The sequence below is a fragment of the Anabaena sp. CCY 9910 genome (assembly GCF_963920875.1).
Classification (GTDB): Bacteria; Cyanobacteriota; Cyanobacteriia; order Cyanobacteriales; family Nostocaceae; genus Trichormus; species Trichormus variabilis.
Genome location: NZ_CAWUDJ010000021.1, coordinates 55,094 through 77,431 on the forward strand (window position 1 = coordinate 55,094; position 22,338 = coordinate 77,431).

A 22,338-nucleotide genomic window follows, 5' to 3' on the forward strand; every position below is an offset into this window, starting at 1 on the left:
AAGTATCTGTAGGGTGAGCATTGCCCACCCTACTACATATATTTCAGAAATCAAATAATAGTCCTGTGTGTAAGAGTGAGTAATAAAATATTTACATTAGTATCTTACTAGAAAATCATGGTAATTTTAGTGTGTTGCTGCTATTTTTTATGGCTGAAATATCTTAAATGTCCTAAATTTCTTAACTGTCTATCAATCTTTTCAATAAATCTTTAAGTGTCTTATCTGTCCTTGACTTTATCATCAACAGATAGGAGTATATTAGTAAGTGAATCGTTAGAAAACTTCCTGGTAATGATGAAGTAGGAAATTATCTAAATTTATAATCAAAGAAATATTCAAGTAGATTTATTACTTTTAAATCCACTTGAATAGGTGATTTCATGAAGCGATTATGGATAATTGTTTGACAAAATAGGTGCGGTAGAGTTCACAACGAGGTAGTACGCGATCGCCTTCAAAACAAATCAATCCTAAACTTTCGAGTTTATGAGCATCCATAGGATCAATAAAAGTGCTTTGTTTGGTTGTCACTAGCTCAGTATATACTCTAGCTAAATGAGGATTAACTTGTAGCTTTGCCCAGTGTCGCTGTAGGTGATGGCGATAAATTCCTCCATTAGCGATCGCTTCTTGGATCAGTTCTGATAAAGTCATAGTCCCAGAACTAAGATAATATAATGCCAGTTGCACCAGTGCCGGATGACCACCCACAAGAGACATCAACCGAGCCGATTCTTTACCGTCCGTCCACTTTAGCCCATATCGTCTAGCTAAATCCTCTACCTGTTGCTGGGTAAATTCATGCAGGCGGATGGGTAGCCCAACATTAAAGGGAGAATGGTTGATATCTAGAGAAATATACTTTTCCGTAGAGTAAACTACTACCAATCTTAGCTTCTGCCAATTATGATTTTGCCGTGCTTCCTCACACCAAGAACGCAATAAAACAAAAAAATCATTAGCAATGTGTGGATACTCAAAAAGGCGATCAACATCATTCAACACTAAAACTATAGGATTGTGACATTGTTTAAGAATATAGTTTTGAACGTATAAGCTACAAATCAACTTACAACCAATTTCCTCATCCCATTTGTCATCAAGACTAGGATCAAGCCCTAATTGTGTGGCGATTTGCCAACAAATACAACGTAAAAGCTTATTTAAGTTAGTGAAGCATTGCTCATCAATTTGGTTACATTTGAGATTAACTGTGTGATAGTTTTGCGTATCAGCAAAGGACAAAAGACGCAGTACCAAAGAAGATTTACCCATTTGTCTGGGGGCGCGAATCCTAATTACGCAACCAGGTTGAGTTACTTCTCGATATACTAGTTCTTCTATGGGCGATCGCTCAATATAAAAAGGTGAATCTAAAGATACAGCCCCATCTGGATATGACAAAGAATTTCCTATTTGTTCTGTAGACAATTGAGATAAATGTTCTGCTTTTTCAGATACAACATCTGTCAGCAAATCAGACATTCCTGTTTCATTTTCTTCTGTTAAAATTGTGTAATCTTCTTCATCTACTTCTAAGTTAAAGGTTCCAAAGCACAATTTTAAAGTTCTGTGATCTACACTGGCGCTCAAAGACCATAACCGGCTCAGAGTTTTAGTAGAAACATTGATTTGTCTGCTTAGTTGTTCTAAAGTTAAGCGATCGCCTTTATTTTGTAATATCTCCCAAGATAGAATCGCTTCTTGTAACCGTTTTAGTCCCTTGGGAGTTAAGATAACTCCTCTTCTTCTCTTCGTTTTATTTTGCTTTAATTTCATGAGTTTTGTGACAATGTATTTTTGCTGTCACAGCAGTAATTAGCTGGCTGTGATCACTAAATTACGCCGAGATTTTTAGGAAACAACTGATTAAACTTGAGCATTTATAATCAAAAAGCCACACTTTATTTTTTGAACCTAAACAAATTATTGTTTGTGTGAAATAACTCGCTAAATTTGGCTCAAGTCAGTTAAGTAGAACAGGGTAGATAATTAAAGGTTTATAGTGAGAACCTTATTTCTCAAAAAAGGACTCAAGTCCTTACTATGAACTCAATCCTGTTGTTTTTACATTATTTAACATAGTTGTTTTTTCTCAAGTCGTTCTATGCAAAAAAATGGTAGCAAAACAAGCTAAAAGGTTGAAATTTAGATAAAAACTTAATTTCACTAACGCTTAAAAACCCTTGATAGTGAATATTTAAGCTACTTTAGTCTTTGTTTAGCTCCAAATTTTCTATTTCAATTTATTTCCTGAAATAACAGTTCCCTCTTGTCATATTTGTTACAGTCAAAAATAATAATGGTTATCATTGTTGTTAAGCCATTGATAATCAACTCCCTCTTGCTCATTAATTGGTTTCAAAATACCATTGAAAAATAAGAAACTTATAAGGATAGTGTGACTTTTATTCTTCAGCGATAAGTATACTACTGAATTTTTCTGAGTGGAGCCTGGGCTGACACTCAAAATCCATTAAGCCTCAGTTCCCCATTGTTTACTCTCCCTACGCGTAGGAATCACAGCAAGCCCCATCTTATTTACAGTGTAAATTCATACTCAGGCTGAAAACTCCAACCCAAAGCGCGAGTTATCTGATCAGGTAAAGTTAAAGGGTTAAAAGGTTTAGCGATCGCCTTAACCACACCAAGCTGCTGAAGTTGCTGTGACGTAAACCAATCTGCTCTGACACTCAACAGAATCACGGGAATTGTTTTTAGTGAATGGTTTCCATGCAATCTGTGGAGAAACGTAGTAAAGTCCATACCCGGCATCAAAACATCCAGCAGGATGACATCAGGACGTTCGATCTCTAGGTGTTTCAGCCCAGCTTGAGCAGAAGCAGCAGTTACCACATTCCATCCTACCAAATCATTTAAGCAAATTTTTACAAGTTCTCGAATCGTCGGTTCATCATCAATCAATAATATTTTCTTGATTGTCATGATTAAAATGCTGTGGAAGCTGGAATTTATTAATTCAGATTAAATCAAGAAGATAAGAAACTTATAAGGATAATTGGTAATTGGTAGATACCCGACTTTTTTAAAAAGTCAGGTATCTGAACACCCACAGCTTCCTAACTAATCACTCCAACCAAGCATTTGCATGATTTGTTCGCAAATCAGTAATGGGTTGAATGGTTTAGTGATGACTCCGGCTATATCCAATTGAGCAAAGCGCTTGTAATCATCTGGTAATACCTTAGCCGTGAGCAAAATTATGGGAATATCCTGAGTCTTAGGATTAGCTTTGATTTGCTCGTAAACTTGAAACCCATCCATGTCAGGCATTGACACATCAAGGAGAATTACATCCACAAGATACTCTTGGACTTTCAACAGTCCTTCACGACCCGATTGAACGATAATTGCCTCCCATCCTCCCAAATCCTCTAAGCAGGTGCAGGCAAGGTCTCGCAGCGACTCTTCATCGTCAATTACCAAGATGCGTTTGCTCATAGTTCTTTTAGAGGTTATTTATAAAGAAAAAATAAAATTACTGTAGGGTGTGTTAGGCGCTGATTTCCCAGATGATTGGTCACAAAATAAATATCCTCGCGCCTAACGCACCATCCGTGAGGCGGTGCGTTACGGCTAAATTTTCTTGTCTTTCCGTCCCGAATCCTTTCATAGCCGTAACACACCCTACTTAAGATTTACTTTATAAATAGTCTCTTACTGATATTGGCAAAGTGAAATAAAAGGTGCTGCCTTCACCAAGGGTACTTTCTGCCCAAATACTACCATCATGCTGTTGAATAATACTTTGACAAATTGCCAAACCTAAACCTGTACCACCCTTAGCACGAGCGTCAGAAATGTCCACTTGCTGAAAACGTTCAAATATTGTTTCTAGTTTGTTGGCAGGGATACCTCTGCCTTGGTCTTGGACTTTAAACAGTACCCAGTTTGATTGGGGTTGAGCAGACAAAGTAATCACTGAGTTATGAGGAGAAAACTTGATGGCGTTGCTCAATAAATTAATGAGGGTTTGAATAATTAAGTCGGGAGAAGCCCAAACGCAAGCGGTGGTAGGAGTAAGGGAAATTGTGATGGCAGATGCTAGGGCGATTGACTGTACTCCTTCTACGGCTCGTTGCATTAAATCTGCGGCATTGCAGACTTCTTTGACAAGTTGTACTCGCCCAGAAGACAAACGCTCTAAATCCAAAATATCATTTACCAAACGCACGAGGCGATCGCTATTTGTTAAAGCTTGTTGAATCATCCATTTGGCTTTTTGTGATTTGTTGTCGTATATACCAGTGTTCAACAGTCCTAAAAATCCTTGAATGGCTGTGAGTGGGGTACGCAGTTCATGACTGACGATAGAAATGAACTCATTTTTTATCTGTTCAATAGCTTGTTGTTCGGTAATATCTTGGATTTGCAGCACATAATACAACGGTTGATTCTGGCAATCTCGCACCAGGGACAAGCTTGTTAGTCCCCAAGCAATGCGTCCTCCATTACACAGGTAACGCAACTCTACCTGAACTCTGGGATTCTGATTACTCAAAACTTGTGTGATGCAGTTTTCTAGTCGATGAATATCTTCTGGGTGAATGATCTCAAATGCCTGAAAGTTGAAAAATTCCAACTCAGAATAGCCCAACATTTCCCTGAGCATGGGATTGGTTTGCAACCATTGTTGATCCTCCAACCCTAACAACGCCATACCAATGGGAGCATCATAAAACGCGTGGCGAAATCTCTCTTCACTCTCACGCAAAGCGGCCTCGGCTTGTTTGAGGTCAGTAATATCTAATACCACTCCGTACCAAGCAATTTCACCATTGGAGCGACGTTCTGGCCGGGAGTTGGCGCGTACCCACTTGACTTTGCCAGAGGGTGTAATAATTCGCCATTCATGAGCAAAGGGTTTGAGGGTTTTGAGGCTACGAGTTGTTAGCTGATTATAGAGAGCGAGATCATCAGGATGAACTTGTTGATAAGTCAGTAGAGGATCTGCTAAAACCTGATGGGGTTCTAATTCTTGAATTTCTCGCACCCCGGAACTGATATATTCATAACGCATTTGATTTATATCTGGGTAATAAGCCAAAATATAAATCTGTGCCGGAGAGGCGGCGGCAATTTTTTGAAAGCGAGCTTCACTTTGTAGCAGGGCGGTTTCGGCTCGCTTGCGCTCAGTAATATCTGTTACTCGTACTAGATAAACCACTTGGTTAGTGATAACCGACGGTCGGTCGCAGACCATCGTCACTTCCTTGGCTGCGAGGTTGCCCCAAAACAAATTTCCTTTGCGCGTCAGGTATTGAATTTCCGCGTTCCAAACACCTTTTTGCTGGATTTGGGTGGTGATTTGTGCCAGTTCGTCTGAGGTAAATGGTTGCAGTTGCAGAGTGTTAATTTTAATACCAATTAGCTCAGTTTTACTGTTAACTGCAAATAGTTCTACTGCTCGACGATTACAGTCAGCAATTAATAGTGTTTGCGGATCTACCAAGAACAGAGCATCAGCCGATTCATGATAAATGCTTTCACACAAGTCTTTTTGCCGTCGCAGTTCTAATTCGGCAATTTTGCGTAAGTGCAGCTCGTTGTAGAGCGCCAAGCTAGTTTGACCCAATTGTTCCATTGATCGGATAATAAATTGGGTCAAAAATAATCCTAAAGCGATCGCTCCGGCTAAAGCCCCAATAGTAAAAATTATTGTTAGGCGTGTATTGGCATCAATTTCTGCGGTAAAGTCTGAGGCTGGGACAACTGTCACAATCAACCAGTCAAGTCCTAATTGGTCGCTGTAGGGGATGACGAGGAGGAATTGCTTTTTGCCTTTGATGTCAAATGTGAGTTGCTTTGCAGTCTGAATTTGAGTTAAGTTACCAAAGTGCGATCGCAAATGCTCACCCGCTAAACGAATTAGGGGTTGCTTACTTTCTATCACCTGGAGCCGTTGTTTTTGTGTCCCACCCATACCTGTCAAGAATGGTTTTTCAGGGCTGGAAGACGCAACCATCAATCCTGAACGCTCCATAATAAATACCTGTCCGTGAATCCCCACCCGCAATTGCTGGAGGAACTTACTAATGCTCACAAGGTCTACATCGCTGGTGAAAACCCCCAAAAGTTGTTGTCTTTGGTTATAAAGCGGGTAGCTAGCAGCAATTCCTAAACCTCTGGAAGCTGGTACATATAAATAAACCGATGTCCACGTTGGTTCGCCTGTAGAGAGCGCCTGTTGATAGAAAGGTCTTTGAGTACCATCATAGTTGTGCTGATGAACTAATAATTTTTGCCGTTTCCTTTGACTATCTACGCTGTATACATCAAGCTCCCCTTTCCTAAAATCTTTGGTCGAGGAAATGGTAATACCCCGTTCATCGTTGCCGGCTCCAATCAGCCCCCCTTGAGGATTGATAAAATGGACTCTCAGAGAAGCAAATTCTTGAACCTGAGCAAAAAAATAGCGTTCTAAACTTTGAGGGTTGGTAATATCTATATGTTGGAGTGTGCTGGCTTGAACATTGAGACGGTTAATTAATTGTGGAGTCTTTAAATAATTACTTAAATATAAATGAATGCGATCGCTCATCTCATTCATCAACTGATATGCCAAGCTATTGACTGAATTTTGCGAATTTTGCCATGATACATAACTGACTAAACCTGTTGTTCCCCCTACTAACAGCACAAAGGGAACGGTGAGGATAAGTTGTAAGGAAATTTTCAGCTTTTCGTTGTTAGCTGACCTTTTCCTAAAAAGATTGGAGAGCCTCACCTTTGCATCCTCCAGTTTTAGGTTGTGAGTTTTTGCTGTAAACGAGAACGATTAATGCGGTTAATGACACGAGTTATTAATTCTGTCCCGACTACAGGCTTACCAATAAAATCATCTGCCCCTGCGGCAAACACCTGTTGAATGGACTTGATGTCTGTGTGGACGGTAACTACTAAAATAGGCACATTTCCCCAATGAGGATCTTGTCTTACTACACGGCACAAATCAATTCCACTATATGTTGGCATTTCTAAATCGATCATTAATAAGTCAGGATTTGTAGTAATTAATGTCTCCCAAAATTTCTGCGGATTTTGCAAGGTCTTTACCACCAGTCCCCAAGGTTGGAGTAAATTGCTCAATATATCCAACATCACCGGATCATCGTCGATAACCATCACCTTTCCTTGACTACCTTGGAATTGAGCTAACATTTGGGTAATTATCTGGAATACCTCATTATTGGTGGGTTTGGTGAGAAAACGCTGCACTCCCAAACGCGCAACAGCTACTCGCTGCATCAGATCATCTTGCTCTGCTATGACAAGAATTGGCGTATTAGGAAACTGTTGTTTGAGTTGCTGCAATAATTTTAGACTTTTTTGACTCGATTTCTGCCCATTGATCTTGAGCAAAATTACCTTGGGAAACTGAGAAAAACTTTGTTGATAGCTCTCCCAATTGAGGGCTACTTCTATCCGCACTCCCCAAACAGCAGCTTCTATTTTCAGTTGATTGGCAAAAGATTCATCATTGATAACCAGCACTAAAGGGAGTGGTACTGGCTCAAGTTGTTCGACGGTGAAGGAAATAGGCGATTGACTGAGTGCTTCTTTAAGTTGTCCAATCAGTTCCGACAGTTGCACAGCATCTTCTAACGCTAAATTTTTGTCCCTGATTAGTAGATGCTCAATTGCTCGCGCCAACTTTGAACCTGTTTCGTAACCAAAAGATCCCAACGTCCCTGCTAATTTGTGTGCTTCGTTACTGGCTTGTTGCCTTAGTTCGGGCAGCAATTGTTCTGTATGCAGGGCTTGTTCGGCTCGCTCTAGCAACGTTACTCGTTGGGCAAAGGTATCTTTGTAGCGTTCTATGGTTTTATTTATGGCAGCAATTGCTGTGTGATTTTTGGTTTTTCGCAGTCCATCTGTCTTTTGACTTTCTTCGCCGTCTTGAGTTTGCGGTGGCATCTTGAGTCGATAACCCAAGCCATAAACGGTTTCCAGTAGTTCGGCAGACATCCCCACCATCTTGAGCTTTTGTCGCAAATCTTTAATCAAATTAGTGACAGCTCCTTCACTTGGTGTAGCATCAATTGACCACAGGCGATCGATAATCTCACTACGGCTAAAGATACGCTGGGGGTTACGTAAAAATAACCCTAGCAGGCTATATTCCTTAGGGCTTAAAGATATAGGCTGTCCTTTGTAGGTAACTTCTGCGGAGATAACATTAACATCAAGATTTTCCCAACTCAGCAAGTTTGGTATTAATTCCGTCTTACCTCGACGTAGCAATGCTCGTATCCGCGCCAGCAGTTCTGAGATATCGTAGGGTTTGGTAACATAATCATCTGCACCTGCATCTAATCCTTTGACAACATCAGCACTCTGATCTTTGGCTGTAAGTAAAAGAATCGGTTTTTGAATGCCCTGAGCGCGGAGTTGCCGACAAAGGTTGATACCATCAAGTTTGGGAATCAGCAGATCCAACAATATCAAGTCAAAATTTGATAAAGTCGCCAGGGTTAACCCATTTTGCCCATCTGTTGCCAGTTCAACTGTATAGTACTCAGCCGTGAGAACCTCACTCAGTAAGGTCGCCGTTGTTACATCGTCCTCTACCAGCAGAATTTTCACAACTTGTACTATTTACTCACCAAGAATTGATATGACTCAGTACACGAACAAATGCTGAATCTTTAAGGATTTAAGCCCACACAAGAAAAGTGCTTTGTAATTGTTTGGCTATGACTTGATTCAGCAGATTTTAGCAAATATTCCATAATATATATCTATTTGCTTGATCAAGCAAGCCCAAATAATAAAAAGACAGTTAAGTGTCTCTATGTATTTCAGGCGATCGCACAATCACCCCATCTATAGCCAAACAATTTTCTTAACTGTCTTAACTGTCCTTGAATTTATACTATAAAGCTGAGATAATCCAACCTTGTATAAACAACAAAATAAGGAGATCCTAAGTATAACAAAGTTAAGATTTTTAATGAATATATGTGAATGAAAACTTTGTTGGTGCTGAGATTATTTCTGAAGCTGTAATCTGTTTTCTAAATAGGCAATGCAAACATCAAGTATTAGTAGGGTGGCATTGCTCACCCCACTTGTATTGCAAAAATTAAATATTCATCCTACATATCCCTAGTTAGTAGATACACATATCTAAGAAGACAAAAAATGGATTTTGATAACTTATCTCAAATTTCTAAACGAGATTTGGAAATTATTCAACTACATCAATTTCAGCAACCCATCTACTGTTGCAACGTCACAGCAATTGCCTATGCCTGCACTGCATTAGGATATTTGACAACCGTTGATGATATTTTCTACACCACCCAACTGCCGATCGCATCAGTTTTAGATGATGGCATGACATTAGCAGAAACTTACGACACCTGTCGAACTTATTTAGAAAGAAAGGGATTACCATTATCAATTCGCGTAGAGCATTTTGATAAACCTAGTATGACCCTCGAAGCATTCATCCGCGAAGTTGAAATTGCCGTTTGTGATGAAACTGATGTCCACATCCTTAACTTTAATACTCGTATTGCCCATGAAAATCCCAGCTTAGAAGGTGGTCACTTCTCATTATTAGCAGATTATCATCCACAGACTCAAGAAATCACCATTGCAGATACCAATCCCAAACGGTATACCAGATTTTGGAAATGCCCAATTCAGCGTCTATATACAGCTTGTGTAGATAAAGACTCCGCATCCAATCGCGCTCGTGGCATGATTGTACTTCGCAGACAGGAAAAAGCCAATCTCTCAGGTAATCCAGTCGTTCATCCAGCAGAAGTCGCCTTGAACGCTCTCCATTCTGAAAACGGATAATATCAATTTTTAGAAAAACCGCAAATTTCAATTTCTTCTTGACTAAAAGTATCCTTTAATATCTTGCGGAGAACACGCTGTATATGCAAATGTTTTCCAGGCTTAACTTTTGTCAGCGTCAACAGTAATATATTATTCTCACCAAAATGTTCTATTCCAGCTACGCGAGTTGGTTCTATAACATCTTGTTCATGTACCTTTAGCTGCTGTCCTACCTTCTTAACCACACTATATACATGATCTAAATTAGAGTTATATGAAACGCTCACTTCCACTCTTGCATATATATACTGCTTGGAGAAATTGATAATTGATCCAATATCTCCATTACGAATAATCTGTAATTGACCATCAGGATGGCGGATATGAGTGGTTCGTAATTCAATTGCCTCTACAACACCCTCAACGCTTCTCTCTTCCATTTTCCCAGCTTCAACATAATCACCTACCAAGTAATAATTTTCAAACAAAATCAAAAATCCACAAACAACATCATTAATCAGGTTTTGCGCTCCCAAACCAACTGCGATACCCACAATTCCTGCACCTGCTAAGATAGGCGCAGGGTCAATACCAATGAGCTTTAGTATAGTCACTCCGCCAGTAAAGTAGACAAAATATTTAGCAAAACTCCGTATTAAGGGAATCAGCGTCAGCCGCTTCTGTCGCTGTGAATCATTCGCATCTGTAGTTTTGATATAAAACTCATCAAGAATGAAGTAAACGACTTCAATCAAAACATTACTAATAAAGAAAACTCCAATAATCTGCACAATTGTAGGAGTAAAAGAACTTATCCAAGCAATCGGTTCTATTTCTGGAACAACGAGATTTACTATACCAACATACAAAACATATTCCAAACACTTTTTTAAAAGAGGTATGAGATGACGTAAACGTTCGTATAAGTTCAGTAAATTATCAGAGCTAGAATATTTCAGACTCAGGGCATCGAGAGTATCAACGATAGTAGCAACAGCCTTAACGATGAGCAAACCAATCGTAACAGTAATGTATATTTTTAAAATAAGGTAAATATAGTTGGAAACTACTTCTGGGAGGTAAACAAATTTAGCACATAGGATGGCAGATGATAGCCATATACTATGAATAATAATCCTTTTTAAGGTTTTGAAGAAAGACTCAACACTTTCATCATTAGCTTTAATTTGATCGATCTTCTTAGCGTAATTGCAAACCCGATTTATCCCCCGACTTAAAGGTGGTATGCTAAATTTAACCAACATTAGCAAACTCACAGTTTTCCAGCTAGCCGTGAAGACATTGATCCAGAATTTATCAGGCAGGCTACGAATCAAATTAAGCTGGAATTCCTGAACATTTCCACCACGATAAATCACCATTCCATTAATAGCAATCAGCACCAGACATAGCACCACAGAAAGCAAAAATAATATTCTGCTAATACTCCGATGCAAAAAAGTGATACTTGCAGTTTTACCTTGAAGCCAAGAAGATTTAGTAACTCGTTTGAGTATAATGCCAATTGACCAGTTGATGAGGAAGAAAAATACTATTAAAAATATGACTTCACCCAGGATAATTAGTATATTCATCATTTTTAGTACCAATTCTTAATGACAGATGTCCAGCTAAAATAACTTGATTTTTAATTAAAAAATTCACATTTTATGTATGTTTTGTCTTGGAACTTATTAGCATTGCATCTTTTACTTAATAAACAAGCTTTGATCTACTAAAGCAAGCTTAACTTTGTCGTGTTTAGCTGAAGTGTGGTTATTCACAAAAGTTTTTATATAAAGTGGTTACGGCATAATAAGCGATCACCAGGAAGATTAAAACTATAAATATACTCTCCCAATTGTTTGAAAGGCATAAGACTGCATTTGTCGATTCTTAAGGTCTCAGAATTCTCATCAGATTGCAAGGATAGTTAAGACAGTTAAGATAATCAAGATAATTAATAATTTATGTGTATCAATCGTTGATTAAGTATAAAATATACTCATTATTCCTAATTTAATTTAATACTGATAGCTCTTTTTATACCAAGTTTTTAACTTGAAGTTAGCAACTCAAAAAATTAAGTGGAACTTAAAATTTAATATCTTATCAAAAATAAACATTCTCTTCTAGAGGAATTACGTAAAATATGCCGTTATAAAATAGATTAATGTGTTTAATTTACGTAGAAAATATTGCCAATTATTCAGGAATTAAGAGCAAAATCATTCAGTATTTATAGTTGAATAATATTATCAGTAATCAAGATGAATTAACTCAAAATGTGCTAGGTAAGGTTGACATTTTCCACTCACTTGAAGAATTATCTTAGAGAAACAAGGTATTCACTGTTGAGGAAACTATGCACACAGTTATTCTTGTTCTGGTTGAGGTGTTGATTGTGATTGGATTGTCGCGGCTGGTAGGCTTGGGATTCAAATCAATCAAGCAACCTTTAGTAATTGGTGAGATCGTGGCGGGAATTATGCTCGGCCCGTCATTATTTGGTTTATTAGCCCCTGATGTAGCGGCTACTTTATTCCCACCAGAGACTCTTCCTTTTCTCAATGTTTTATCTCAGATAGGACTAATATTCTTCATGTTTTTGATTGGGTTAGAACTCAATCCTAAATATTTGAGTGGTCAGTTAGAAGTAGCTGTGTTAACTTCTCATGTCAGCATTTTAGTACCGTTTTCCTTGGGAACAGTGTTGGCATTACTGCTTTATCCTTTAGTTTCCAACGCTGGTGTTTCTTTTACTGCCTTTGCCTTATTTTTAGGTGCGGCTATGTCGATTACAGCTTTTCCCGTATTAGCGCGAATTATCACAGAAAATAATTTGCAAGGTACACGTTTGGGAACATTAGCTTTAACTTGTGCCGCAGTGGATGATGTCACCGCCTGGTGTTTATTAGCAGTGGCGATCGCCGTTGCTCGTACTGGTAATATTATTGGAGCATTCCCCACAATTATCGAAAGTGCCGTTTATATTGGCTTTATGCTGACGGTGGGGCGTTGGTTCCTCAAACGTTTGGTTGTTCACTACCGTCGCGCCGGCAGGTTGAGCCAATTTGTCCTGGCGGGGATTTATGTAGCCGTAGTTGCTTCTGCATTGATTACCGAACTGATTGGCATTCACCTAATTTTCGGAGCATTTTTATTAGGTGCAGCTATGCCCAAGGATGCAGATTTAGTCCGAGAATTAGCCATTAAAACCGAAGATTTTGTTTTAATATTTCTACTGCCAGTGTTTTTTGCCTATAGTGGTTTGCGGACACAGATTGGTTTGTTGAACCGCCCCGAACTTTGGTTATTGTGTGCAGCAGTTTTACTGGTGGCGATCGCCGGCAAGTATATTGGTACTTATACAGCAGCTCGTGTTAGTGGCATTCATAAAAGGGAAGCATCAGCCCTGGGTTGGTTGATGAACACTCGCGGTTTAACTGAGTTAATCGTCCTGAATATCGGTTTGGAATTGGGTGTCATTTCGCCCTTACTGTTTACCATGCTGGTAATTATGGCTTTGGTAACCACATTTATGACTTCGCCATTACTAGAGTGGACTTACCCCAAAAAGTTGATCAAATTAGATGTAGTTGAGGCAGAAGCAGAAACAGAAACAAGTTTAGATGTCACAGCTTATCCTTACCGAATTTTAGTCCCTGTAGCCAATCCCAGCACCCAAAAAGGCTTGCTGCAATTAGCCGTCGCCATTGCCCTAAATTACCGACAACCAGCAATCGTTAACCCCTTGAGTTTGATTGAATTAGAAGAAGACTATGGTTTTGAAAGTACCCCGACGGAAGCTAACCGCTTAATTGCCCAACGTCGCCAAAAGCTAGAAGAGTTAATTAGTACTTTAGAGCCGGCAACGCAATCTTTTGTTCATCCCATTGTGCGAATATCCAGCAATGTTGCCAGAGAAACTGCACAGATTGCCAAAAATGAGTCTGCTGATTTAATTATCGTGGGATGGCACCGCCCAGCTTTTAGTAACAATCGCTTGGGTGGAAGAGTCGGGCAAATTCTCGGCACTGCACCTGTGGATGTAGCCGTATTTGTGGATAAGGGAGGCGAGAGACTAGAAAGTATATTAGTTCCCTACTCGGCAAATATTCATGATGATCTAGCACTGACCCTGGCGTTGAGATTATTAATCAATCGTGATACTTGCACATTGCAGATATTACAAGTAATTCCCCAACAGCACATTCAAGATGAATTGAGCTACGAGCTACACGCCATGATTGAACAATTACCTCAGAGTGTAAGCGATCGCATCCAAATTACCATTATCCAAGCACCAGAGCCAATACAAGCAGTAGTAGCAGCGTCGGAAACTGTAGACTTAACAATTGCCGGTACTAGCCGCGCCTGGGGTATTGAACGTCAAACCCTTGGCAGATACACCGACGAACTAGCCATTCAATGCCGTTCTTCTCTACTAATTACCCGTCGCTACAGTCAACTAGCATCTCACCTAACTTCCGTATTACCTGAAGTTATCCATCAAGAACCCACAGTTAGGAACTGAAACCATGAATCATTTCAACTCGAAATCCTTAGTATTTTATGGTGTAGCGATTACTTCAGTTCTCATTTTGTTTAAAATTGTTACTCTTTATGGAGAAAAGAACCTCCAAGCTTCTCCAGTCCTCAACAATAGTTATCGTCTTACCTGGAAAAATAACGTTCTTAACTGCGAAAAATCAGCACCCATGATGCTCAACATTCAACAGTCGGGCATTTACTTAAACGCTGCACTATTCTCAGCAGGAGAAGCCAAACCTCTTGCCATGTCTGGTATTTGGAAAAATCAACAAATGAGTTTAGCCGGAAAAATTGACCAACCTACACTCTGTAATATAACTGTACCGCAATCAGTGAAAATGCAAATGCAACTGACGGATAAAGGTAATCTGCAAGGGCAATTAATTATCAGTGACATCTCGCAAACTTTAGAATTTAATGCTACACCTGAAGCAGCCCAGGTCAGACCGGAAAATTCTCGTAGCCATTAGCATAGCAAATAATGTCTCAGAATCAATGGGTGATCAATGATTTCCCGGCCTGATGGCTGAACATACAAGGGATAAATAGTGATGTCTAAGGCAATTATGAGTAACAACATCCAGGGGTGCAAACAATTATTTGGCGCTAGTTTGTGTACCGCCATGACTTTAGTCACCAGTAGTAGTATTGCGGCTCAGGTACAGATGGCAAAACTGAATAATTGGCGCTTTTACCCAGAAACAAAAAAGCTAGAAATAACCCTTTCATCTAGTAAAACACCACAGTACTTTTATTTAAATGAACCGCCAAGACTAGTTGTAGATATTCCTGATACTCAATTAGGCAAGGTTTCTACACAACAAAATTACACCGGTTCAGTTCAAAGAGTCCGTGTTTCACAATTAAGCGCTAATGTTACTCGCATTGTCTTAGATTTAGCCCCAGGGTCTACCGTAGATGCAAACAAAGTACAACTACAACCTGCTACTCGACAAAACCCTACTCGCTGGGTTTTACGTCCCGCAATTGTCAAAGTGGCTAAACAATCAAGCAACTTCCAACAGTCAGCCAAAAATCAACAACCAACAACCCCTTCTTATGTACAATTACCTAGTACCCTGCCTCCCATAACTGGTCTGCAACAGCAACCGTTTGTCAGTGTACCGCCCCTCAACTCCAATAATCCCACGCCAAAATCCAGCAATTTTAACAACGCTAATTCTTCTAATCCTCCAGTCCCTACCCTACCTAACTATCCAGTGATTGAGTTTGGTCAACCTTTACCTAAGTTCCCTAACTGACCATATAGTTCTAGTTGGTCATGGGTAATAGCTCGCAGGTAATGATTGCTTACCATTACCGATGACCAATTAAGTAGTTATACAAAGCGATCGCCTTACAAAAATAATATCTAAAAATATTGCTCTACAAGTATATTAAAAATTGTAAAAATTTCTAATATACTTGTAGTATGTGGTTTCTACTTACGTGGTATATTGATTCTGCCCATACCCAAAATATTTGGGTAAAATTACTGTTAAATCTATAAGTACGAATGGCAGAACCCAACAATACGCTAGCTCAAGCCACAAATCTAGGACGCATTCTTAACTCACAAACCATCTCAGATTTTGTCGGAACTACGGATACTAATGATTTCTTCACCTTTAACCTGGGATCTCGTAGTAGCTTCAATCTAACTCTGAATGGTCTATCAGCAGATGCTGATGTGCAGTTGCTCGATAGCACTGGTGGATTGATTACTAGTTCTAGTAATGGTGGTAGCTTGTCTGAATCCATCACCCAAACCCTGAACACAGGCAACTACGCTATCCGGGTTTTCCAGTTTTCGGGTAACACCTCTTATAATCTCAATCTTTCGGCTTCACCTTTTGATTTTGCTGGTAACAGCACCGCCGCAGCGCGTGATATTGGACCTGTTGGTGTTCAATCATTTTTCCAAGATGCGGTAACCAGCTCTGACACAACTGATTTCTACCGCTTGGCTATTAATCCTAACAGCAGCCTCAGCATCACATTAGATAACTTAGCGGCTGATGCTGATTTAAGCCTGCTCAACGCTAGTGGTACAGTCATCAGAAGTTCTAGCAACGGTGGCACTATCGCAGACTCAATTAGCTTGAGTGCGTCTGAAGTCAGAGCCAACGGCACTACTTATTTCGTGCGAGTGAATCAGTTTAGTGGCAACACTGCCTACAATCTGACCATAAACGGTAGTCTACCAGACTTAGCCGGCAATAGCACTGCTACTGCTCGCGATCTTGGAAACTTGAACGGTACTCAGGAGTTTATAGATTTCGTCAATAGCGCTGATACTAACGACTTCTATCGATTTACTGTTGGGCCTAATAGCAACTTGACTGCACGATTAGATAATCTAGCTGCCAATGCTAACCTACAAATATTAAATGCTACTGGCACAGTTATTGGTTCTTCATCTGCTGGAGGCACAGCAGCCGACCAAGTTACCCTGAATAATTTAGCTGGTGGTCTTTACTTTGCTAGAGTATTGCAATCCAGTGGAGATACTTCTTACAGATTAAATCTGTTTGCTACCCAACCAGACTTTGCTGGTAATACTACTGGAACTGCTCTCAACTTCGGCACACTCAATGGCACCAGAGTATTTAATGACGAGGTGAGACCCGGAGATACTAACGATTTCTACAGGTTTGATTTGACCGGTGGCAGCACCGTTAATTTGACACTAAATGGGTTAACAGCAGATGCAGATTTGCGCTTGTTAAATAGTGTTGGTACCGTCATTGCTAGTTCTCTTGGTCTTGGTACCATTGCTGAATCTATCAACACATTTTTATTAGCAGGAACCTACTTTGCCCAGGTTAGCTCCTTTAATAATGCTAGCACTCTCTACAACCTGAGTTTATCTTCCAACCTAGTCCCCACAGTTGACCTTGCTGGCAATACTCCTGGCACAGCCCGTAACATTGGCCCTGTTGGTGTTCAATCATTCTTCCGCGACAGAGTATCCAGCACAAACAGTAACGATTACTATCGCTTTACCATCAACCCCAATAGTGGACTCAACATCGTCTTAAATGGGCTAAGCGCTGATGCTGACTTGCAGCTATTGAGAGCCGATGGTACTACTCTTGTGAGAAGTTCCTCCAACTCTGGTACTACTGAAGATACGATTACTCTGACTGCTGCTGAAGTGAGAGCCAACGGCACTGAGTATGTTGTGCGGGTTAACTCCTTTAATGGTGCTAACACTGCCTATAATCTGAGTATCAACGGTAGCTTACCCGATGTTGCAGGCAACAGTACTGGTGCAGCTCGTAATCTTGGAAACTTGAACGGTCGTCAGGAGTTTATAGATTTCGTAAATGGCGCTGATACTAATGACTTCTATCAATTTACTGTTGGGCCTAATAGCAACCTGACTGCTCGGCTAGACAATCTAGCTGCTGATGCTGATATTGAAATACTGAATAGTGCTGGCACAGTCATTGGTTCTTCACGTCTTAGTGGTAATGCTGCCGACCAAGTTACTCTGAATAACTTAGCTGGTGGTCTTTACTTTGCTAGAATCCTGAGATTTGGAGATACGTCTTACAGATTGAATCTGTCTGCTACCCAACCAGACTTTGCTGGTAATACTCTTGCCACTGCGCTGAACTTTGGTGAACTCAATGGTAGTAGAACGTTCAATGACGATGTGACATCCACAGACCTGCGCGATCTCTATCGTTTTACTATAGGTAATACCAGCACTTTAAGTGTGAATCTCAGTGGATTAACAGCAGATGCGGATATTAGCCTATTAGATAGTGCGGGTACATTTATTGTTGGTTCCTCTAATGCTGGTACCAGTCCTGACTTCTTTACCAGAAGCTTGACACCTGGAATTTACTATGTATCAGTTGACAGATTTAGTGGTGATACTCTCTACAACTTGCGTTTAGTCGCGGCCTAACATCACAAACCGAGAGGTAGTTTCTTTCTCCCCTCTCCAGTGTCTATAAAAAACTTACGTCTAATGTTAATTAAATTGTGAAACTCTGGTTATTGGTTCAAAATCTAGAATTTTGAACCAGTGTCAAAACCACAATAGAACCAGTAACTCGTCTAATCAACATCAGGCGTAATTTTGAATTCGGAGCGTAAAGCCTGCGGCATAGCTTCTCCTGTCGGGGAGGCTGCGCCAAAGCTTAACACGTAGCGTCTCCCAGAGAAGCGACGTGAAGAATTTGCAGTGTGTGATGGTAAGGACTATTCAGGAGACCAAAAACATTGGCGATAATGTCGGCAGGCTTAGGCAATGCTTATGTGATTGTAAGGTTTGGAGAGGGGTTGTCAATCTCTCAAATTCTCGTTAGTTTAGCGTTGAGCAACCCGCACTAATAAGAATATGCCTACTCCTAGTCCAATAAAGTTTGGTAGCCACGCGCCGATAAAGGGAGAAAAGATCCCAGCTTGTCCTAAAGCGCCAGTGATAAAACCCAGTAAGTAGTAAGAGAAAATTACTATGACACTAATACCAAAACTAGTGCCTTTGCCTGTGCGCTGGGGTATGGTTCCCATAGCTGCACCTACCAAACCAAATACTACACAGACAAAAGGCAAAGCAAATTTTTGTTGGATTCTTACTTCCAGTTTACGAATTTTTTGGCGATCGCCACCAAGGCGTTCAATATTTAGCTGGTCTAAAGCTTGGGCAATATTCATTTCCCCATAATCGCGGCTTTGTTCTGCCAAGCTTAAGGGTGTACGGGGTAGTTTGAGTTGTTGCTTCTCAAACCGGAGAATATTACGATAAGAGCGATCGGGTGCTACTAAATAAATGGTACCGTTATAAAAATCCCAGATGCTTTGTGCGCCGTTCCACTCAGCAGATTCGGCGACGACAATTTGATTTAAACCATCTGTTGAACGGTCGATGATAGTTAACCCTTTCATCTGTTTTCCGTCAAACTGGTCGGCATAAAACAGGCGGGTTAATATTCTGTTCTTTGTCCCATCTTTTTCTTGTATGTCCCGATATTCAGGGTAAAAAATATTCTGTTGTTTGAGTTTGGGCTTATCTGATTTCAGGGCTTTGTCTAAAGTGAGAGTTGCTTGGTAATTTGCTGCTGGGGCAATTTGCTCGTTAAATAAAAATGTCAACCCTGTGACGACAAAACTCAACATTACCGCCGTCATCACCATGCGATAGACACTCACCCCACAACCACGCAAAGCAATCAACTCACTTTCGCTCGATAGACGACTATAAGTCATCAAAGTCGCCAACAGCGTAGACATGGGGAAAGCCAACACGATGAAATTAGGCAGTTTTAATAAGAAAACCTGCACCGCAATACTCACGGGTAGTCCAGACTCTACAACTCTTCTGACTAACTCAAATACAGCGTCAATCGTCACACCAATGGATGAAAAAGCCCCAACACCAAATAAAAATGTCGGCAGCAATTCGCTAGTCAAGTAGCGATCCATAATTGTAAAAGGCAGCAGCGAATGAAAGCTGTAAAAAGACGAGAGTTTCTTGGCTACCATAATTTAATTGGTCAGTTGTCAGTGGTTAGTTGTCAGTTTTCAGTTGCTCATAGTTTTCTTATTCCCCTTGCTCCCCTGCCTCTTGAGAGTTCCCAATGCTTGACTAAACCTGGAAATTATCACCTAAGTAATATTGACGGACAAGGGGATTATTGTACAGTTCATCAGCATTGCCGTAGGCCAGAATTTGCCCTTCACGGAGGATATAGGCGCGGTCGGTGATGGCTAAGGTTTCTCTAACATTATGGTCTGTAATTAAGATTCCCATGCCGCGATCGCGTAATTGTGCGACAATTTGTTGAATCTCAAAGACTGCGATCGGGTCAACACCAGCAAAGGGTTCATCCAAAAATAAAAATTTTGGCCCTTCTCCCCCAGCCGCTAAAGCCCTGGCTAATTCCGTCCGCCGTCTTTCTCCTCCAGATAGTTGAATACCTTTACTTCTGGCAACTTTTTCTAAGCGGAACTCCCGTAGTAGAGTGTTTAATCGCTTTGACCACTCCCAACGAGGCACATTGGTTTGCTCAAACACCAACAGAATATTATCTTGTACAGAAAGTTGGCGAAAAACGCTGGCTTCCTGAGCTAAATAGCCAATGCCCAATCTTGCCCTTTTGTGCATAGGTAAGCCAGTAATATCTAAACTATCTAGCCAAACTCGCCCCTGATTGGGTTTTTCTAAACCTGTAGCAATGTAGAACGTCGTCGTTTTGCCAGCTCCATTGGGGCCTAGTAAACCAACGATTTCACCCTGAGCGACAGAAAGATTAACGCGATTGACAATTACTCTCTTGCCGTAAGACTTGTGAATATTTTCTAAAACAATTTTCACTATGCCTGTGCTGTCTTGTTGGTTGATGCTAATTGGAACGTCGTAATGCTGGTGTTGCGGGAGCCGGCGCGTTAGATTGGCTACCTTGCTCTGCATCATCCACCATATAAATGGATTCTACCTGGCGATTAGATTGGGGTAAGGCCACAAATCGACCTTCATCAATCAAATATGTTACCTTTTCTGCGCGGATACTATTGCCACCTTGCTGCAAAATATAGACATTGCCACTAAAATCAATGCGGCGTTCCTTACTGAAATATTGTGCTTGAGCAGATGTCGCCTGAATTTGACGAGCAGGATACAACATCTGCACATTACCACGAGCCGTGATCACTTGATTTTTTGCATCGTATTCTTGAATATCAGAGCGAATCGTAAGCGGGCGATTTCCCCCTGGTGTTTGTGCTGTAACGCTCGATAATTGGTTAGGCAAGGCTACCGTACCTAATAAAGTCACAGGTAGTAGCAAAGCTAATCCCAGACGGCGAATTTTCGACAGAGGTAATTTATAGCAGGGCATCATAGGAATTTAATATTGGGGATTCTGGCTTGTATACTAATTATCTCAAGTACTTTCTCCTAAAATATAATCTCCTATCAGGAGTAGCATGAGATAGTCGCTAGCTGAAATCTTGACGCTACGCTAAAGTTTAAAGTTTCGTCGATATTCAGAGACGCGATTCATCGCGTCTGTACAATATAGCTCCATTACAATAGAGATTCGTTGCGTCTGTTGTCTCTTCGCACACATAAAAAATTAGGGAAGAAGAAGTTTTTCGTTCCCCAAATTTTTATTACTATCATTTGATTAACTAATTATTTGTTACCGTAATTGTCGGTAATGACAGGGCGAGGCTTTCACTGAGATTGCTAGCGTTTATCTTGTCTGCACCCAGTTCTTGTAGTGTTTTTAACAAGCCCACGCTCTGGTTTAGTAATTCATCTACGTTAATATTGCCATAAACTGAAGGGTAACGTCGCAGGCGATTGCTGCCTTCCCCAAGCAAAATTACCGCTCCTCGCCAGTTGCAATTGCCCAAATGATAAAGACCCACAGCAATTTGTAAGATACCTTGATAGAAGGTTTTTTCTGGTTCGCTGGCTTCAATCCATAAAGCCTCTAAGGTGTCATGACAGGCGTAGAACTGTCCAGCGTTAAATTGTTCTACACCTTGCCAAAACTCTGTGGGCATGGTTTCACTCATGCCATACTGTCTCGTACTTCTTTAATAGTTTCCAGCGAAATTTCTTGTTTTTCGCCAACAAAGTCGCTCTCCGGTGTGAGGAATAGCATACAATGGCATTCCTTACGTTCTCTCATCGGTACGCAAGGACAGTTCCAGTATGTAGCTTTTACTTCAGCTTCTTTGTCTTCGTAGTGGCGACAAGGACACAAAGGCGCGCCTAATTCGTCTTTATGCTTGGCTAATCCTTCAATCACGACTGCGGTCACAGATGGTTCAGAACAGAAGAAAGTGCCAGTGCGTTTGGCATATTGTTCTGAAAAATGGCGCATCGCCTCTAGACTTTTATCGCTGGATTTTGTGTTAGCTTCTGATGAAATCATGGGGATCGGCGGCTGATTATTTAAATATTTCTTTGCATTGTACCTCAGCCTCAGTAGAGTATTGCTG

16 protein-coding genes are annotated in these 22,338 nt (G+C 40.5%); 5 read left to right on the forward strand and 11 right to left on the reverse strand.

The window, feature by feature from the left end:
* Positions 1 to 381: 381 nt before the first annotated feature.
* The 5 genes from ACM5QX_RS16550 to ACM5QX_RS16570 form a co-directional block, all read right to left on the reverse strand.
* A complete protein-coding gene (locus ACM5QX_RS16550; protein ID WP_414754497.1) occupies positions 382 to 1,782 on the reverse strand; it encodes an AAA-like domain-containing protein in 1,401 nt (466 codons plus the stop codon).
* A 762-nt stretch (positions 1,783 to 2,544) separates the two neighbouring features.
* Complete coding sequence (locus ACM5QX_RS16555) at positions 2,545 to 2,949, reverse strand: response regulator (RefSeq protein ID WP_414754498.1); 405 nt, start codon at positions 2,947 to 2,949, stop codon at positions 2,545 to 2,547.
* Between the two features lie 138 nt (positions 2,950 to 3,087).
* Positions 3,088 to 3,465, reverse strand: a complete 378-nt coding sequence (locus ACM5QX_RS16560) for a response regulator (protein WP_414754499.1) — start codon at positions 3,463 to 3,465, stop codon at positions 3,088 to 3,090.
* A gap of 202 nt (positions 3,466 to 3,667) precedes the next feature.
* Positions 3,668 to 6,751 (reverse strand): PAS domain S-box protein, encoded by a 3,084-nt coding sequence (locus ACM5QX_RS16565; RefSeq protein ID WP_414754500.1) that lies wholly within the window; start codon positions 6,749 to 6,751, stop codon positions 3,668 to 3,670.
* Between the two features lie 17 nt (positions 6,752 to 6,768).
* The gene (locus tag ACM5QX_RS16570) at positions 6,769 to 8,610 is read right to left on the reverse strand and encodes a response regulator (protein ID WP_414754501.1); all 1,842 of its coding nucleotides are present in this window, start codon (positions 8,608 to 8,610) and stop codon (positions 6,769 to 6,771) included.
* Positions 8,611 to 9,168: 558 nt separating this feature from the next.
* Between ACM5QX_RS16570 and ACM5QX_RS16575 the strand changes: the two genes are divergently transcribed.
* Positions 9,169 to 9,834, forward strand: coding sequence for a phytochelatin synthase family protein (locus ACM5QX_RS16575; RefSeq protein ID WP_414754502.1), 666 nt, complete (start codon positions 9,169 to 9,171; stop codon positions 9,832 to 9,834).
* 2 nt (positions 9,835 to 9,836) lie between these two features.
* Here the strand turns inward: ACM5QX_RS16575 and ACM5QX_RS16580 are convergent, their stop codons facing one another.
* On the reverse strand, positions 9,837 to 11,411 hold the full coding sequence (locus ACM5QX_RS16580; protein ID WP_414754542.1) for a mechanosensitive ion channel family protein: 1,575 nt from the start codon (positions 11,409 to 11,411) through the stop codon (positions 9,837 to 9,839).
* A gap of 770 nt (positions 11,412 to 12,181) precedes the next feature.
* On the opposite strand from ACM5QX_RS16580, the gene ACM5QX_RS16585 reads away from it, so the two are divergent.
* The 4 genes from ACM5QX_RS16585 (at position 12,182) to ACM5QX_RS16600 (ending at position 18,289) form a co-directional block, all read left to right on the forward strand.
* Complete coding sequence (locus tag ACM5QX_RS16585) at positions 12,182 to 14,353, forward strand: cation:proton antiporter (RefSeq protein ID WP_414754503.1); 2,172 nt, start codon at positions 12,182 to 12,184, stop codon at positions 14,351 to 14,353.
* Positions 14,354 to 14,357: 4 nt separating this feature from the next.
* Complete coding sequence (locus ACM5QX_RS16590) at positions 14,358 to 14,840, forward strand: hypothetical protein (protein ID WP_414754504.1); 483 nt, start codon at positions 14,358 to 14,360, stop codon at positions 14,838 to 14,840.
* A gap of 96 nt (positions 14,841 to 14,936) precedes the next feature.
* Positions 14,937 to 15,632, forward strand: a complete 696-nt coding sequence (locus ACM5QX_RS16595) for an AMIN domain-containing protein (protein ID WP_414754505.1) — start codon at positions 14,937 to 14,939, stop codon at positions 15,630 to 15,632.
* Between the two features lie 254 nt (positions 15,633 to 15,886).
* Positions 15,887 to 18,289, forward strand: coding sequence for a beta strand repeat-containing protein (locus ACM5QX_RS16600; RefSeq protein WP_414754506.1), 2,403 nt, complete (start codon positions 15,887 to 15,889; stop codon positions 18,287 to 18,289).
* 404 nt (positions 18,290 to 18,693) lie between these two features.
* Here ACM5QX_RS16600 and ACM5QX_RS16605 read toward each other — a convergent pair whose 3' ends face one another.
* From ACM5QX_RS16605 to ACM5QX_RS16625, 5 genes are all read right to left on the reverse strand, one after another.
* Entirely contained in the window at positions 18,694 to 19,809 is a 1,116-nt protein-coding gene (locus ACM5QX_RS16605; RefSeq protein ID WP_414754543.1) for an LptF/LptG family permease, read from the reverse strand.
* Positions 19,810 to 19,972: 163 nt separating this feature from the next.
* On the reverse strand, positions 19,973 to 20,701 hold the full coding sequence (gene lptB, locus ACM5QX_RS16610) for an LPS export ABC transporter ATP-binding protein (RefSeq protein ID WP_414754507.1): 729 nt from the start codon (positions 20,699 to 20,701) through the stop codon (positions 19,973 to 19,975).
* 28 nt (positions 20,702 to 20,729) lie between these two features.
* Positions 20,730 to 21,227 (reverse strand): LptA/OstA family protein, encoded by a 498-nt coding sequence (locus ACM5QX_RS16615; protein ID WP_414754508.1) that lies wholly within the window; start codon positions 21,225 to 21,227, stop codon positions 20,730 to 20,732.
* A gap of 289 nt (positions 21,228 to 21,516) precedes the next feature.
* Complete coding sequence (locus ACM5QX_RS16620; RefSeq protein WP_414754509.1) at positions 21,517 to 21,909, reverse strand: DUF309 domain-containing protein; 393 nt, start codon at positions 21,907 to 21,909, stop codon at positions 21,517 to 21,519.
* Positions 21,906 to 22,271 (reverse strand): ferredoxin thioredoxin reductase catalytic beta subunit, encoded by a 366-nt coding sequence (locus ACM5QX_RS16625; RefSeq protein ID WP_011318454.1) that lies wholly within the window; start codon positions 22,269 to 22,271, stop codon positions 21,906 to 21,908. The genes ACM5QX_RS16620 and ACM5QX_RS16625 overlap by 4 nt, the downstream gene beginning before the upstream one ends.
* Positions 22,272 to 22,338 lie beyond the last annotated feature (67 nt).

Coding starts and splice junctions, on each gene's coding strand:
- ACM5QX_RS16560 (WP_414754499.1), bottom strand. CDS start 3,465: ATGAGCAAACGCATCTTGGTAATTGACGATGAAGAGTCGCTGCGAGAC.
- ACM5QX_RS16600 (WP_414754506.1), top strand. CDS start 15,887: ATGGCAGAACCCAACAATACGCTAGCTCAAGCCACAAATCTAGGACGC.
- ACM5QX_RS16595 (WP_414754505.1), top strand. CDS start 14,937: ATGAGTAACAACATCCAGGGGTGCAAACAATTATTTGGCGCTAGTTTG.
- ACM5QX_RS16575 (WP_414754502.1), top strand. CDS start 9,169: ATGGATTTTGATAACTTATCTCAAATTTCTAAACGAGATTTGGAAATT.
- ACM5QX_RS16555 (WP_414754498.1), bottom strand. CDS start 2,949: ATGACAATCAAGAAAATATTATTGATTGATGATGAACCGACGATTCGA.
- ACM5QX_RS16590 (WP_414754504.1), top strand. CDS start 14,358: ATGAATCATTTCAACTCGAAATCCTTAGTATTTTATGGTGTAGCGATT.
- ACM5QX_RS16580 (WP_414754542.1), bottom strand. CDS start 11,411: ATGAATATACTAATTATCCTGGGTGAAGTCATATTTTTAATAGTATTT.
- ACM5QX_RS16605 (WP_414754543.1), bottom strand. CDS start 19,809: ATGGATCGCTACTTGACTAGCGAATTGCTGCCGACATTTTTATTTGGT.
- ACM5QX_RS16585 (WP_414754503.1), top strand. CDS start 12,182: ATGCACACAGTTATTCTTGTTCTGGTTGAGGTGTTGATTGTGATTGGA.
- ACM5QX_RS16550 (WP_414754497.1), bottom strand. CDS start 1,782: ATGAAATTAAAGCAAAATAAAACGAAGAGAAGAAGAGGAGTTATCTTA.
- ACM5QX_RS16615 (WP_414754508.1), bottom strand. CDS start 21,227: ATGATGCCCTGCTATAAATTACCTCTGTCGAAAATTCGCCGTCTGGGA.
- ACM5QX_RS16620 (WP_414754509.1), bottom strand. CDS start 21,909: ATGAGTGAAACCATGCCCACAGAGTTTTGGCAAGGTGTAGAACAATTT.
- ACM5QX_RS16625 (WP_011318454.1), bottom strand. CDS start 22,271: ATGATTTCATCAGAAGCTAACACAAAATCCAGCGATAAAAGTCTAGAG.